Raw genomic sequence first — 14,683 nt, 5'->3', positions numbered from 1 at the left:
CACCATACCGCTGCCGTCAGGGCTGGGCTCGATCCACCAGTTCACGCAGAGCCTCATTCACTTTCCCGGGATGGGTGAGGTTCACCATGTGGCCGGCTCCTTCCACCAGGACCAGCTCGGCAGAGTCGATCTGCTGTGCGAGGTTTTCGCTGCGTTCAGACGGAATGACGCGATCATTCGTTCCGGCCAGGACGAGAACCGGAATGTCATCCAGAACATCCAGTGCTGCGGGAACGTTGTAGCTGACAAAGGCGGGGTAGAACGCGGAAGCCATCGACATGGGAGTGCCGATCCACATGTCCTCCACCATGCCGGCCGCTTTCTCCGGCGGGCCCTGCTCGCCGAAAAGTTTGTGGAGCAGCCAGCGCTGCCCCCACTGTCTCCGGAACGGCGCGATCACGTCGATGAGTGGTGCGGTCAGCCAAAGCGCCCAGGCAGCGACGGTAGCCAGGTGTGTCCTGACCATCGCCTGCGCCGTCTGGCGGGGCATGTTGGTCGCCGGGAGGCGCCCTGCTGCAGTCGACAGAAGCGCTACGGCGGCGATTCTCTCGGTAAAGAGTTCCGGACGTTGTTTCGCCAGCGCAAGAGTGGCCATGCCGCCCATGGAGTGCGAAACGAGGACTATCGGGATGGTGGCCGGCTGCGCATCGATGACCTGCCCGAGGTCATGGCCGAGCTGATCGATGGTGGCCCTTCGGTAACGACCCCACCCACTGGAGCCGTGCCCGCGGTGATCAAAAAGCACCAGACGCCCTGCACCCCGGAGGGCAGCACGCTGCTCATGGAATTCCTGGGAACTGGCAGCGAAGCCATGCACGAAGACGATGGTAAGCCGGGCGTCGGCATGGTCTTCAACGTCGGTATGGAGTTGAATTCCGTCGTCGACCGTGATGGTACTGCCGGGCCCTGCAACGGTGCCCTGCCGGAGATGTCGCGCGTATGAACCGCGGGCGAGCACAGCTGCTCCGGTGGCAAGCACTGCGGTAGCCAGAAAACGGCGGGCATAACTGAGGAAAGTTGTGGGCATGGCGCTTTGTGGGTCACCTTTCATTTCTGGTTTTGGAGACTGGTTGGCTGTGAATGATTCCGCCGTGTGCCGGGTGCAGGTTGGGACTCTTCACGCGATGCACCGCGCGCCGGTTCGAAGCAGCGCCAGCAAGCCCAAACCCAGACGGTGGCGAAGAGTAGGCTAACGATCGTGTCGGAGGGGTAGTGCACGCCCCAGTACAGCCGCGACAGCAACACTCCGAGCACGATGAGCGGCGCGAGGATCAGCCCGAGGTCGCGCAGGCGGGATCGGGTCCAGGCCCGCAGCAACAGAGCCAACCCGCCGTAAAACACAACTGCCGCGGCAACGTGCCCGGACGGGAATGAGGAGGTGGGCGGAACTCCTTCGGAGAGGTGGTCAACGTCCGGTCTGGGTCGTCCCACGATCACCCCGGTGATCAGATACAGGGCGGTTTCTCCCACCACGGCAGTGATCAGGAAGATCGTTGGAGCGCCTCGCCGGGTGGCTGCGGAGAAAATTGCTCCGGTAACAATCAGCGCTCCAATGATTCCCCCGGTCGTTCCGAACGATCCGGCCATGGTGGCAAGAGCATTCCACGTGTCGGTGCGATTCTCGGCGAACCACTCCACCACCGCCTGGTCGAAGGAGCGGACAGGAGAAAGCACCCCTGTAATGAGCAGTCCCAACCCGATGACCGCGCACGCGAGCAGCAGCCATGTACCGCAAAGTATGAGGACGCTGCGACCCCCGCCAGCCAGGAGCGGTTCCCGAACTGGAACCGGCACTAACGCGCGCCGGTCCTCAACCGGCAAACCGGAATGAAGAACCGGCAAGGGCCCGTCCCGCCTGCGCCAGCGTCGGAAGGCCCATGCGCTCACGCACAGCCAGGTCAGGCCGATCAGCCAGCCACCGAGAACCGCCCACAGGGACACCGCATCTGTGATGGCTCGGATAGCTTCCACGGCAGCCGCCGCCACCACGATTCCGATGATCGTCCAGGTTTTGCCCCGGCCTGGGATTACCGGCAGGAACACCAGTAGCAGCGCCCCGCACGTCACAACCAGGTGAACGGAACCCACCGAGAACAAGGTACTTCCGCCCTTGGACACGGCGAGCGCGTTCGTCAGAAGAATTCCTGCGCCGACCAGAATCGCCGCACCTGCCGTCACAACGCCCAGATAAACCGCCAACGGGTAGAGACGGCGGATCAGCAAGCACACAACTACTACAGGCAGGATCAGCCATCCGGCCTGGGCAGCGATTTCGGCAACATAGCCGACGGCGCCGCCGAGCACGCTCAGGAAACCGTTGCTGGGCGGTTCGCTGAGCTGCGACTGAGGCACAAGCGCCTCGTAGGCCAAGCCGATGCCGACCAGCGCGAGCATCCCCACGGTGCTGTGCAGGAGGAACCGGCCCAGCCCATCACTCAACTCTGCTGCCATACGGAATCCCTTTCGGTGTTCCAGGTCTTGACGACGGTCCAGATGACGGCGGCGACGGGTACGGCGAGGATCGCTCCGATGACGCCGGCGAGGATCGCTCCCACCGCTAGCGCGAGCAGGACCACCAACGGATGAAGTTTGACGCTCTTGCCCATGATGATTGGCTGCAGAAGGTTACCCTCCAACTGCTGAACAAGGACGACGGCGACTGCCAGGGCGAGCGCGGTGCCGGCGCCATTGGTGACGAAAGCGACGAGGACGGCGAGAAGTCCGGTCACGGTTGCGCCGATGACCGGGATGAATCCTCCGAGGAAGACGATGGCTGTCAGGGGCAGGGCAAGGGGAACTCCGAGCAGAACCATGGCCAGCCCAATCCCTGCTGCGTCGATGAGAGCGATGATGGAAATGCCTCGGACATAGGCTCCCATGGTTTCCACGGCGTTCTTTCCCGCGCGTCGCGTCCTTTCCAGGCGTTTACCTTCAAGGGGGCGGATCAGGAAGGACCACATGGCCTGGCCATCCTTGAGGAAGAAGAACAGAACCACAATCATGAGAAGCAGCGCGGTCAGGAACGTGGCGACGGTGTTGAGTGCGGCAAATGCATCGCTCAACGACATGCCCTCGGTGATGGATTGAACTGCATTTTCACGCGCTTGACGCAATTCCTGTTCCGAGAAGGGCAGCGGGCTTCGCGCGATATTCTCTGCAAGCCTGCTGAGCCCGGCTTCAGAATTGGCCCGGAGTTTGTCCCACTGGGTGTAGATGGAATAGGCCACCGCCGCACCGGTTCCGAGAAGGGCAGCCAGGCAGACGAAGAGGGAGATGAAGGTGGCCGCGGATTTGGGTAGCCCGCGACGCTGCAGGAGGTGGACCAGCGGGCTGATCGCGGCGGTCAGCAGGAGGGCGATCAGGACGGGTATGAGAACCAGCTTCACAGCGCTCAGCGCCATGACGGCTATGACGGCTGCGAAGACCCCGAAGATGAGCACGTGCAGCTTTACCGCGGCGTGCCCCAGACCGGTGCTCCAGACGCTCCTTCTCCCAGTGGGCTGGTGGGCACTCATTGTCGTGCCGAGCTCTGGATGGTTGAGGTTTGGTCCTTCCACATGGACAGGAATATCCCGGCGATGATCGCGCCGGCTCCGCCCACGGCTATATCGATCAGAGTGTCGATATAGCCGACGTGGATTCCCTTGGAGATGAAGGCGTTGCCTGCCCACTCCGCGAATTCCCAGAGCACTGCCACGGTGATGCCGAAAGCGAAGGTCAGGACCACAATCGAACGTGACGGAAGGGCTTTGCCGACGGGGCTACCGGGAGTGACTTCGGTGCTTGCCAGCAGGAGGTAGAGCACCGCTGCCGATGAGCCGGCCGTAATGAAGTGCACCAGGATGTCCCACCAGGTGATCGCCTCGTAGAGACCGGCTACGCCGCTCCACGTAGCCAGGAGAATGGTAGCGCCGAATGCCGCATCGAAAGGGCCGGCCAGGCGGGCGAGCCGCAGACCGATCAATCCGGCGCTGACTACCGCAAAAGCGAGGATCTCGGGAATCCCATACCAGAGCACGGCGAGCACAATGCTGATGATCGAGGCGATCCTGACGACGTCGCCGATTCGTCGCCAACGGTGATGGGCGTCATTGCTGTGCTTGTGGGTATGCACTGGATCAGCCTTTCTTGTGCGCTTACTGTAGGTTCGCCGTGAGCCGGCATGCGTTGTCGAAAAATCTCTGGTGCAAGGGTCGTTTGCTCCACGAGGATAAGTCCAGTCTGCTGCTTTCAGCGGCGTAGTGCGCCGCTAGTTCTTCTAGTTCGCCCACAATGCGCCGGTCCAGCACCAGAAGGCTGATTTCCTGATTGAGCTCGAAGGAACGTACGTCCATGTTCGAGGAGGCGATGACGGAGGTGTAACTGTCAATGATGACGAACTTGGAATGAAGCACAAACGGCTGTCGATAGAGGTGAATGTTGACCCCCGCCCGCAGGAGTTCTTCGTAGTAGGAACGCTGTGCGTGATGGGTCAGTACATGATCAGAGGTAGCACCCAGATGCACATCCACGTCAATTCCGCGCTGAGCAGCCGATGTCAACGCAATCAGCAGCGACTCGTCCGGAACCAGGTAAGGGCTGCAGATGACCACGCGCTGCTCTGCCCCGTAGATGAGGTGATTGAACAGACGTAGATTATTCGAGTTACCCAGTCCCGGACCGCTGGGAACCAGTTGGCAGTAACTGGGCAAGGGTTGGGAGCCCAGCGCGTTCCTGACGGGTCCTGTCGATGGGGCTGCCGCCTGAAGTTGGATATCTTCACGCGTTTCTATCTCATGCGTTTCCGCTGACCAGTCCGCGACGAAAACGGTATTCAACTGGGCAACCGCCGGGCCTTCGACCTCGACCATCAGGTCGATCCACTCGAAGTTCTTTCGCCGGTTTCGCTTCTTGTTGTAGCTCGCATCGATGATGTTCTGTGAACCGGTGAAACCCACCCGGTTGTCCACGACCACGATCTTCCGGTGATTCCTTAGGTCCGGGCGCTGGTATTGGAAGCGCGGCGGTGCAACGGGTAGCATTTTCTGCCAGCTGATGCCTGCAGCATCCAGTCTGGACACCGCAGCTCGGTAACCTGGGAAACCTTTGCTGCCCAGATGATCGAGCAGAACGCGCACCTGGACGCCGCGGTCATGTGCTTCTTCGAGGGCAACAAAGAAGCGGTCGGTCGTGGAATCGGCGGCGACGATGTAGAACTGCGCATGCACAAAGGACACCGCCTGCTTTACACACCGCGTCATTGCCTCAAGGCTTTCGTCGTAGTCGGTGTGCAGGGTCAGCTCGTTTCCTGCCGTCAGCGGGGTCGCTCCGTTATTCCGGTTGAGCGTGACCGCAGCAGAGACCGCCGGTGGGATCCGTGCGAGCCGCACATCGAGTTCCGCCTTCTTCCGGGCAGGATCATCGTTCCCCCGTAACTCATCGGCCAGGCGGTGCTCGAAGGCTGCACGGCTGCCACGCAGCCGGAGTCTGCCAAAAAGCAGGAAGATCAGCAGACCGGCGATTGGGAAAAAGAAGATCAGGGCGAGCCAGGCAAGGGCAGAGGAAGGGCGCCGATTGTGGGGGACAGTACCTAAGGCTGCGACGCGGATCAGAAAATCCACGACGACGAGCCACGTCACGGTCTGGCCGGCGGGGGAGCCCCACCACGAGAGGAAATCCATACTCAGGGCGCAGACGCGGCGTCGACCTTGACCGATGTGGCCAACAGGTAAGGGTCATCCTCCCACTGCTCGTAGACTGTGTCGTCCAGGTCGACGCCCAACTCCTCCTCGACCGCCTCAACGTCCAGATACTCGTGAACAGTACCGTTGATGATCAGCGATTGCCCGGGCTCCAACTGTGGAACCTCCCCGTCGTGAACAACCAGTAGCGGGTTCACCGTCGTGTCATCCATACCCGCGATGGTGAACGCCCGTGGGTCGAGTGGTTGCTTGACTTGTGCGGATAATGTCACTTCTTCGCCGAAGTAGATCGTCAGCTCGTCCCAGAAATTCTGGTCATACACTTCGTCGTAGGGTCCGGAGTCGAGGGAGTTGTCGGACTCCTCGTCGCCGGCAATGAAACCAGCGTCCGGATCCTCAAGATCCACCCCGGCTTCATAGACGCTCTGCTCTCCGCAGCCGGCCACTCCGAGCACTGCAGCCGGCAGTACGGCAATCGTCGCTGCTTTCTTTGCCCATGTCTTTCTTGTTTTCGAGCCCATCATTTCCTCCATTGGTGGAACCTGTAGGTCGGGTCCGGCTCATCGACCGTTCTGATCGGTTGTTTTCCGGCCCTATTCGGCCGGTGCGTCGATGGCAGTGACTTCGAGATAGAAATCCCCGATCCAGCCCTCATAAAGCGCATCCTCGAGATCAATACTGAGATCTTCTTCGGCGGTGCTCGGGTCGAATGCTTCCTTGACGGCTCCGGTGACTTGGATGGGCATGCCGGGCAGGACTTCTTCTGCATCGGATTCGTTCAGTACCAGCAGGGGATCCGCGGTGGGGTCATCCCCGCTGATGATGGTGAATGAGGTGGGAGAGAGCACATCCAGAACCTCTGCGGAGAGGCTCACTTCCTCACCCACATACGTGTTGATCGCATCGTAGAAGTTAGGGTCGTAGTCCCCGTCGTATGGCTCCGGCTCGAGCGCGCACCCGCAGAGACCTGTACCGGCAGCAGTCGCTATCGACAGCGCGATCACCTTCTTGAGGCAGGTCCGTTTCATCGGTTTTCTCATAACCTGTCTTCCTCCTTCCGAGAGTCGAGGTGGAGAAAAGTCAGGTGGCCCACCCCCGAGGCCGGACCACCTGACAATTCGTTCCCGGCCGGTCAGCAGAAGTGCGGCCGGCCGGGAGGTGTTGCTAGCTGTCTGCGTCCACTGAGGTGTCGACGCTCTCTGCAACGACGTAGTTCTCGCCGTCGAAGTCAACGAATGCTTCGTCGTCGAGATCCAGGCCTGTCTCTTCCTCAACCGTGGGCAGGTCGAAGGACTCCATCACTGTGCCGGTGACTGAGACGGTCAGGCCGGGTGTGACTTCTTCCATCTCGCCTTCGGCAATCACCAGGAGTGCCTCCACCGTGGTGTCATCCGTGCCGGCGATGGTGAACGACTTCTCCGAGACAATCTCGTTGACGTCCGCCGAAAGGGTTACTTCCTCACCGACGTAGCTCTCATAGTCCTCATAGAACCCGGTGTCGTAGGCACCCTCGTAGGGTTCCACGGCTGCGCCGGCGTCAACGGCTTCCTCCTCCTCGGCGACAGCTTCCTCTTCAACCACATCTTCGACGTCAGCGCCCTCTTCTGTGCCTGAAGTGCTGTTACACCCTGCCAGGCTCAAGGCAGCGATTGGCAGGATGCCTGCCATGGCAAGCTTGCGGGTGCGGCTCATCTGCTTGTGCGTTGTCATTTGGGTTTCCTCCTTCGTTGATGGACGATGGCGCCTTGACTCTTGTGAAGTCTTGGTGCGCCCGTTCATCTACGACGTAAGCATGCTTAGTAGTTGGCCCTCAACGAGCGTGACCGTTCTGTTATCACGACTTCCGGGACTCTTCCGGCGGGAGCCACGGTGCCCGTTCCGCTTCATCGCAAGCGTCTGCGGAAGATTGCTGTCGGATGCCTGCGAAGAACATTAAGGAAGGGCAACAGGGATCGTTATTTCGGCGTTACGTTGGGGTCAACACCGGTTGCAGGGATCAGTGCTGTTTCAGTCCTCGTATGACTCGGCGAGCTTTCTGCGTTCGTGCTGCCGCCGGCTGTACGTCGCTTCGCGGATTGCCTCGTCCTTATCGAAATTCGACCCCAATGCTCCGGCGATCGTGCCGAGTGATGCCGCCAACCAGGACAAGGTGGCGTAGTCGAGGAAGCTCACGGAGTGTCCTAATTGGGACTGCAGGTAGCCCGCGGAGATGACTGCGATGGAACCGCCCAGGAGGATGGTGTACAGCACCAGGTACATCATCGTCACGCTCAGGAACACTGTGATGATGGTGGATGCGTTGTCACGTCTGGCCTCGTTGATGTCCCATTTGCTGTGCCGCCTCGTCTTGCTCCACAGTCCGTTGTGCATGATCAGCCAGGCACTCAGCGCGCCGATGCTCAAGACGCTGATCATGAACAACCGGAGCGGGGAAAGTGCGTCGGCCATGTTCCAGATGGCTGCATAGAAGATGCCGAAGGCTCCCGAAGCTGCCGCCGCTGCGATGCAACTCGACAGGGCCGGCAGTAGCCGCCCTGGCCGATTGTTGCGGACCATCCCCACCAGTAATCGAAAGCGGCCGGACCTGCCCGACGTCGTGAGATAGCTCGGCTTGTCCCGCTCCTCTCCGGGGTGGTAGGAAATCCTGCCCAGGCCCACCCCATCGAGTTGGTGGAAAGCGGTCGCCAATGGCTCTGCCCTCAGGGCATGGACCAGCGCCAGGATGAGTCTGCGCGCTTTAGCTTGAACGCCAACGGCGCCCAGCACCGGAAGGGAGATCAGTGCGCCGCGCATCTCGTGGTCTATCTCCACAAGCATCGGTTCTCCGTCTGCGGCCCTTGGCAAGTCAGTCAGATAGAAGAGGTAGTCCCAGCCGTTCTCGTTCTTCAGCCTTTTCGTCAGGGAGAAGAATGGAATTTCTCCCTCGGAATTAAGCGGCAGCTTCTCGCGCTTCGTATGTACCTTCCAAGGTTCTGAGTCATCCGTCCCCTGCCGCAGTTCGTTGGCGAGTTTGCCCTTGAGCTGGTGCATGATCTTTTCAGGCAGACCTGGGTCTGCTATCAACCCAACCGTGACTTCGCCCACAATGTGTCCAATCGAAGCTCCGACCCGGATCCGGGTTCGGATGCGGAAGCGGCCGGCCGGGAGTAGCTTTCCGGCCGGCCGTTTTCATGATGTTCTCTGAGGGAAGATTCCCGCCAGTAGGTCCTCCTAATCGTCCTCTTCGACGACTTCCTCGTCGACTACTTCTTCCTCCACAGCTGGCTCATCACAACCGACCACTCCCATAGCGGAAAGTGGCAACAGTGCCGCCACTGCAATCTTCCTCCACCAGGAATTCATAGGTGCGTTGTTCATGGCTCCTCCTTCGTGTGCAAGAACCGACACTGGCAGGACGGCCCGATGCACGGGTTATGGATTGATATGCGCCAGTAGGTAAATCACAAAGCGGTTTCACTGATGTTGAGAACATGCCGGACCCAGCGCGAAGTCTCTTCAGCGACTACGTCCGGGCGCGTCAAAGGGAGCATGTGGCCCTCTCCGGGATAATTCACCAGTTTGCCCTGCGGCAAGGACCGCATCAACGTCGAAAGCTCGTCATCCGTCACTTCCGGGTCTTCGCTTCCGTGCAGCACCAGAGTTGGTACCGTCAGGTCTGGAGCCATCCGGGTACCGTCGTGGCTGACGCTGGCCAACATGGTGTGCGCCAATGCTCTAGGCCGGCTGCCAAGGAAATCCTCCCGGACTCGTGCAACCGCGCCTTGGGGATCTCCGGGGGCGAACGCGTATCGACGAATGAGCTTGTCTCCGAGCGGCTTCAGCACCCGGATTCTGTTCCCAGCTGATGTCCCGGCGCGCAAGACGCACAGCCAGAGCAGCCTGAGCGCCCTGCGGACTGGAGCGGGAAGGTTGTTCGCGGGAAAGCCAGCGAAGGTGACCCCGGAACCGCCAGATCCGGCGAACACGGCGCCGGCTACCTGGCCGGCGCCGAAGTGGTGGGCGTGCGCGACGATAATGCCGCCGCCGAGGCTGTTACCGACGACGGTTGCCTGTGAGCCCCCGCATAAAGGACTGCTCAGGATCACCTGGAGGTCATTCGCATGGGCCTTCAGGGAATAGTCGCCGTGGAGAGCGTTCTCGCTGCGGCCGTGCCCGCGCAGATCGTAGGCGATGACACGATAATCCTGGGCGAGCAGGTCTGGAACGATTCCCCACGCCTCCATAGACAGACCAAGGCCATGCACAAGGATCACTACTGGTGCTCCGACGGGCCCCCGCACCGACAACGCCAGCCGGGTGCCGTCAAAGGAAGTCATATCGGTCATGAGTTGCTCTCCTTCCGGCCCACCTCCACAGCACGTGGAGAGTGGGCCGGATAGTGCCGTGATCGGGCTCTATCAGTCGATGAGGTTGGCTTTATCGACTTTGCGATGGAATCGCATGCCTGCCATACCGCCGAGAATTGCACCTACGAGCGCTATGACAACTGCGATGATCGCGGAAATGATGCCCGTCGTGGTCATATTCTGCAGGTTTGGAACCTGAGGGAAGGTATTGACCTGGGCGAGGATATTGAACTGGGATCCGGCGATAGCGCCCAGAATTCCTACGATGATCGCGATGACGATTGCCCATATCCACACGGCGATGCCTTGCTTCACACCGTTGAACCGGGCCATCCGTCCCGCGACGTAACCACCGCAGAAGTAAGCGATCAACAGGATCACCGCCAGGACGATCGCCCCGATGATGCCAACCGTCTGCGGGTCAGCGTTGGCGCTTGCCGAGTCCACGATGATCGCCCCGAATATTGCGGCGGCCAGTGCAGTCAGCAGGACAGCGGTTCCAGTGGCGGTGAGCCAGCCGAAGAAGGCAGAGCCGATTTTTACGCCCCCGAATTTATCCTTCTCCCTCTCCAGCAGGTGATCCCGCCGGTCCAGCTCGATGTCAGAGTGCCGGATATGCCGGCGGTCGTAATCGTCCATCCCATCGTGGGCGGATCCTGCGCTGGTGCTCATCATTCCTCCTGAGTCTGTGGTGCCGACCGTCACCGCACGCCGGGTCAGCGGCGGTTACGGTCGACGTCGTCGGTGTCGATTTGTTCCTTGCGGACTTCCTCATTCACGGTCTGCTCTTCGGTGACCGTGTCCTTGTTCAGACGGACGCGCTCCACCGGCACAGCTTCCTTATCTACGACGGGTCGCTCCTCGTGGAGGACCACCTCATGCTCGTCCTCACTGACGCCCTGGCCGCTGAGGGCATCACCGCGGTTGGCTTCGGTGATCGGCTCTCGCTCGACGCGCACCTCTTCACGCTGAACCGGGACTGTTTTAGTGACATTCTCCGTAACGACAAACTTGCGTAGACGAGCCCGTCCGGTCTCCTGCCGCTCAGTGCCTACGTGGAGTTGCTCCTCAGAACGAGTCATTGAGTCATCCGTCACCGGCCCCGAGGTGTCGCGACCAACGGAGTTGGGCTCCGAAACGTAGTCCCCGTCCGTTATGCCGTAATAGCGGTATAGCTCGGCTTCCTCCAGCTCGCTCAAGTGCGCGTCGGGAGCTACCTGCGGGGCGTCCTTAATAGTGGCCTTCGTGTAGCCCACTCGTACGTCGTCGCCCTCGAGCGTTGCGCCGTCAAGCGGTGCAAAAGACTCCTTCGATCCGAAGAGCCCCGTGTTGACCGTGACCCAGCTCGGGTTGCCGGTACGGTCATCGACGTAAATTTCTCCGACCGAGCCGACCTTGTTGCCGTCGAAGTCGAGGACGTTGCCCTTGGAATCGAGGATGCGGGAAATATCGTTCTGGGTGATCATGGTGTTCTCCTTCACTCAGTACCCTGTGCCGGGAAAGCATCGTGGTGCACGGAAGAAGCCGTGCCGGCATTATTGCTCTTCGAGGATTTCGGCGCTCGTGACGGCGAGGTAGGGATCGCCGACGTAGTCGGCGAACAGTTCATCCTCCAGATCAATTCCGAACTCCTCCTCGACGGCAGCGACGTCGAAGGCCTGCTCGACAGTTCCGGTGAGCTTGACGGCCTGACCAACATCGAGGGGAGGAATTTCCTGCTCCTCAATCACCAGCAGCGGATCGACGGTGGTGTCCGGACCGCCCGCGATCACGAAGGAATCATCCGTGAGCGTCGCCGTTACGTCCGCTGAGACGGTTACTTCCTGGCCCACGTAATTCTCAGCATCGTCGTAGAAGTCCTGATCGTAGGCGCCGTCGTACGGTTCAAGGGCGGGATCCGCTTCCTCAGCGACGTCTTCCTCGTCGATCAGTTCATCTTCTTCGACAATATCCTCGACATCGGTGCCTGTCTCGGGCCCGGAGGTGCTGTTGCAGCCTGCAACCCCGAACGCGGTAATAGGGAGAATCGACAGCATCGCTGCCTTCTTCATCCAACTCTGTTTACTCATGGTTCCCATGACTCCTCCTTTTATGGATCGGGCTTTTATGGATCGGGACTCTTCTACGTGGGGCCGGCCGGCCAACGCATGTGGTTGACCGGCCGGGAGGTGTGGTTAGCTGTCGGCGTCGACGGAGGTGTCGACGCTCTCCGCAACGACGTAGTTCTCGCCGTCGAAGTCAGCGAATGCTTCGTCGTCGAGGTCCAGGCCTGTCTCTTCCTCAACCGTGGGCAGGTCGAAGGACTCCATCACTGTGCCGGTGACCGAGACGGTCAGGCCGGGCGTTACTTCCTCCATCTGGCCATCGGCAAGGACGAGGAGTGCCTCAACCGTCGTGTCATCGGTGCCGGCAATGGTAAAGGACTTCTCGGAGACAATCTCGTTGACGTCTGCCGAGAGCGTTACTTCCTCACCGACGTAGCTGTCGTAGGCTTCGTAGAAATCTGTGTCGTAAACGCCGTCGTACGGCTCGACGGGATCTCCGTCATCAGCGACAGCTTCTTCCTCGACCACATCTTCAACGTCAGCGCCCTCTTCTGTGCCCGAGGTGCTGTTACACCCTGCCAGGCTCAGTGCGGCGATCGGCAGGATGCCTGCCATGGCAAGCTTGCGGGTGCGGCTCATCTGCTTGTGCGTAGTCATTGGGTATTCCTCCTCTATCGGTGGATTGTGGCGCCGAAGCGCCGGTTCCCTATCTACGTAAGCGTGCTTAGTACTTCACTCCAACCGATGAGACCTGTCTGTTATCAGCCGTCCGCGGACCCTGTGCAACGGGGGAAGGTGGCCACACAGGCGTCATGGCAGGCCTGCGAGCAGGTCCGGTTGGGAAAGCACGGTTTCGAACATTAAGGTTTCACGCCGCTGATCGTTATTTGCGCGTTATTTCCTGCCCGGACTCCCGCCCTTTTAGACTGGAGATGATCCCACCGCACTCATTCCCCCTTGGAGACCTGCGTGACCTTGACCAACCTTGATCGTGTTCCCATCCGCCGAGCGCTGATTTCCGTCTATGACAAGACCGGTCTGGAGGAACTTGCTCAGGGGCTGCACAACGCCGGCGTCCGCATTGTGTCCACCGGGTCTACTGCCAAGACCATCGCGGCGGCAGGCATCCCGGTGCAGCAGGTCGAGGAAGTCACAGGTTCACCGGAAATGCTCGACGGCCGGGTGAAGACGCTTCACCCGCGCGTGCATGGCGGGATTCTGGCTGACCGCCGTGTCCCGGCCCATATGGACACACTCGCCGAGATGGAGATCGAAGCGTTCGATCTGGTGGTGGTCAACCTTTATCCGTTCGTTGAGACGGTGAAGTCCGGCGCCTCAGCGGACGACGTCGTCGAGCAGATCGATATCGGCGGCCCCGCTATGGTGCGCTCGGCAGCCAAGAATCATGCCGCCGTCAGCATCGTGGTGGATCCGACGTTCTACGGCAGTGTTGTCCGCGCCGCCGGCGAGGGCGGCTTTGACCTGAAGACCCGCCGTCGGCTGGCCGCACGCGCCTTCGCTCACACTGCCGCCTATGACAACGCGGTCGCCTCCTGGACGGCAACGCAGTTCCAGGACGAGGACGACGACGGCCTGATTGACTGGCCTGCCTACGCCGGCCTGGCGCTGGAGCGCTCGGAGGTACTGCGCTACGGCGAGAACCCGCATCAGCAGGCAGCGCTCTACGTGGACAAGGCCGCTCCTGTGGGAATTGCGCAGGCGGACCAGTTGCACGGCAAGGCAATGAGCTACAACAACTTCGTCGACGCCGATGCCGCGTTGCGTGCCGCCTACGACTTCCGTGAGCCGGCCGTGGCCATCATCAAACACGCCAACCCTTGTGGTGTTGCAGTTGGCTCATCAACGGCAGCGGATCCCATCGCGGATGCCCACGCCAAGGCGCACGCCTGCGATCCCGTATCCGCGTTCGGCGGCGTCATCGCAGCTAACCGCACTGTGACGGCCGGCATGGCAAGGACGGTGAAGGAAATTTTCACCGAGGTTGTCATCGCCCCCGGTTTCGACGCCGAAGCGGTTGAGATACTTTCCCAAAAGAAGAACATCCGCCTGCTCGCCCTGCCCGAGGGCTACGATCGCTACCCGACCGAGATCCGTCAGGTGTCCGGCGGCGTCCTGATCCAGGTCACGGACACCGTGAACGCCGACGGAGATGACCCCGGGAACTGGACGCTCGCGGCGGGCGAGGCAGCGGACACCGCAACGTTGGCGGACCTCGCATTTGCCTGGACCGCCTGCCGGGCCGCGAAGTCCAACGCAATCCTGCTCGCCCGCGATGGTGCCGCCGTCGGCGTCGGAATGGGACAGGTAAACCGGCTGGATTCCTGCAAGCTCGCGGTGGAGCGGGCAAACTCGCTCGCGGGTGAGGGTAAAGAACGCGCGCACGGTGCGGTGGCGGCGTCGGACGCGTTCTTCCCGTTTGCCGATGGTCTGCAGATCCTGATCGATGCGGGTATTCGCGCCGTCGTTCAGCCTGGCGGGTCGGTACGCGACCAGGAAGTCATCGATGCGGCGAATGCGGCGGGCATCACCATGTACTTCACCGGAGCACGCCACTTCTTCCACTGAACCGGTACGTTAGACACAGTTGAAG

General features: G+C 60.8%; 16 protein-coding genes. 1 reads left to right on the top strand and 15 read right to left on the bottom strand.

The window, feature by feature from the left end:
- Positions 1–16: 16 nt before the first annotated feature.
- From ABFX19_RS12850 to ABFX19_RS12780, 15 genes are all read right to left on the bottom strand, one after another.
- Positions 17–1,027 (bottom strand): alpha/beta fold hydrolase, encoded by a 1,011-nt coding sequence (locus tag ABFX19_RS12850; protein WP_277358222.1) that lies wholly within the window; start codon positions 1,025–1,027, stop codon positions 17–19.
- Between the two features lie 20 nt (positions 1,028–1,047).
- Entirely contained in the window at positions 1,048–2,451 is a 1,404-nt protein-coding gene (locus tag ABFX19_RS12845) for a phosphatase PAP2 family protein (RefSeq protein ID WP_346028491.1), read from the bottom strand.
- Complete coding sequence (locus ABFX19_RS12840) at positions 2,436–3,515, bottom strand: AI-2E family transporter (protein WP_346028490.1); 1,080 nt, start codon at positions 3,513–3,515, stop codon at positions 2,436–2,438. The genes ABFX19_RS12845 and ABFX19_RS12840 overlap by 16 nt, the downstream gene beginning before the upstream one ends.
- Positions 3,512–4,114 (bottom strand): DUF2238 domain-containing protein, encoded by a 603-nt coding sequence (locus tag ABFX19_RS12835; RefSeq protein ID WP_277358219.1) that lies wholly within the window; start codon positions 4,112–4,114, stop codon positions 3,512–3,514. Before ABFX19_RS12835 ends, ABFX19_RS12840 begins: the two co-directional genes overlap by 4 nt.
- Positions 4,115–4,136: 22 nt before the next feature.
- Complete coding sequence (gene cls, locus ABFX19_RS12830; protein ID WP_277358218.1) at positions 4,137–5,660, bottom strand: cardiolipin synthase; 1,524 nt, start codon at positions 5,658–5,660, stop codon at positions 4,137–4,139.
- 2 nt (positions 5,661–5,662) lie between these two features.
- Positions 5,663–6,202: a hypothetical protein gene (locus ABFX19_RS12825; RefSeq protein WP_346028489.1), complete on the bottom strand. Its 540-nt coding sequence runs from the start codon at positions 6,200–6,202 to the stop codon at positions 5,663–5,665.
- A gap of 72 nt (positions 6,203–6,274) precedes the next feature.
- Entirely contained in the window at positions 6,275–6,721 is a 447-nt protein-coding gene (locus tag ABFX19_RS12820) for a hypothetical protein (RefSeq protein ID WP_346028488.1), read from the bottom strand.
- Positions 6,722–6,845: 124 nt separating this feature from the next.
- On the bottom strand, positions 6,846–7,391 hold the full coding sequence (locus ABFX19_RS12815; protein WP_277358215.1) for a hypothetical protein: 546 nt from the start codon (positions 7,389–7,391) through the stop codon (positions 6,846–6,848).
- Between the two features lie 297 nt (positions 7,392–7,688).
- Positions 7,689–8,765 carry a hypothetical protein gene (locus ABFX19_RS12810; protein WP_277358214.1) on the bottom strand — a complete coding sequence of 359 codons (1,077 nt, stop codon included), beginning with the start codon at positions 8,763–8,765 and terminating at the stop codon, positions 7,689–7,691.
- 126 nt (positions 8,766–8,891) lie between these two features.
- Positions 8,892–9,038 (bottom strand): hypothetical protein, encoded by a 147-nt coding sequence (locus tag ABFX19_RS12805; RefSeq protein ID WP_277358213.1) that lies wholly within the window; start codon positions 9,036–9,038, stop codon positions 8,892–8,894.
- 83 nt (positions 9,039–9,121) lie between these two features.
- The gene (locus ABFX19_RS12800) at positions 9,122–10,006 is read right to left on the bottom strand and encodes an alpha/beta fold hydrolase (protein ID WP_277358212.1); all 885 of its coding nucleotides are present in this window, start codon (positions 10,004–10,006) and stop codon (positions 9,122–9,124) included.
- Positions 10,007–10,078: 72 nt separating this feature from the next.
- The gene (locus ABFX19_RS12795) at positions 10,079–10,699 is read right to left on the bottom strand and encodes a hypothetical protein (protein ID WP_277358211.1); all 621 of its coding nucleotides are present in this window, start codon (positions 10,697–10,699) and stop codon (positions 10,079–10,081) included.
- 44 nt (positions 10,700–10,743) lie between these two features.
- Entirely contained in the window at positions 10,744–11,493 is a 750-nt protein-coding gene (locus ABFX19_RS12790) for a YsnF/AvaK domain-containing protein (RefSeq protein ID WP_346028487.1), read from the bottom strand.
- Between the two features lie 69 nt (positions 11,494–11,562).
- Positions 11,563–12,096: a hypothetical protein gene (locus tag ABFX19_RS12785; RefSeq protein WP_346028486.1), complete on the bottom strand. Its 534-nt coding sequence runs from the start codon at positions 12,094–12,096 to the stop codon at positions 11,563–11,565.
- Positions 12,097–12,201: 105 nt separating this feature from the next.
- Positions 12,202–12,729 (bottom strand): hypothetical protein, encoded by a 528-nt coding sequence (locus ABFX19_RS12780; RefSeq protein ID WP_346028485.1) that lies wholly within the window; start codon positions 12,727–12,729, stop codon positions 12,202–12,204.
- 312 nt (positions 12,730–13,041) lie between these two features.
- Between ABFX19_RS12780 and purH the strand changes: the two genes are divergently transcribed.
- Positions 13,042–14,658, top strand: a complete 1,617-nt coding sequence (gene purH / locus ABFX19_RS12775) for a bifunctional phosphoribosylaminoimidazolecarboxamide formyltransferase/IMP cyclohydrolase (protein ID WP_277358207.1) — start codon at positions 13,042–13,044, stop codon at positions 14,656–14,658.
- Positions 14,659–14,683 lie beyond the last annotated feature (25 nt).

This window comes from Arthrobacter parietis, assembly GCF_039530425.1.
Lineage (GTDB): Bacteria > Actinomycetota > Actinomycetes > Actinomycetales > Micrococcaceae > Arthrobacter_D > Arthrobacter_D parietis.
Note: the sequence above shows the minus strand (reverse complement) of the source record. Positions and strands in the feature narration are given on the sequence as shown.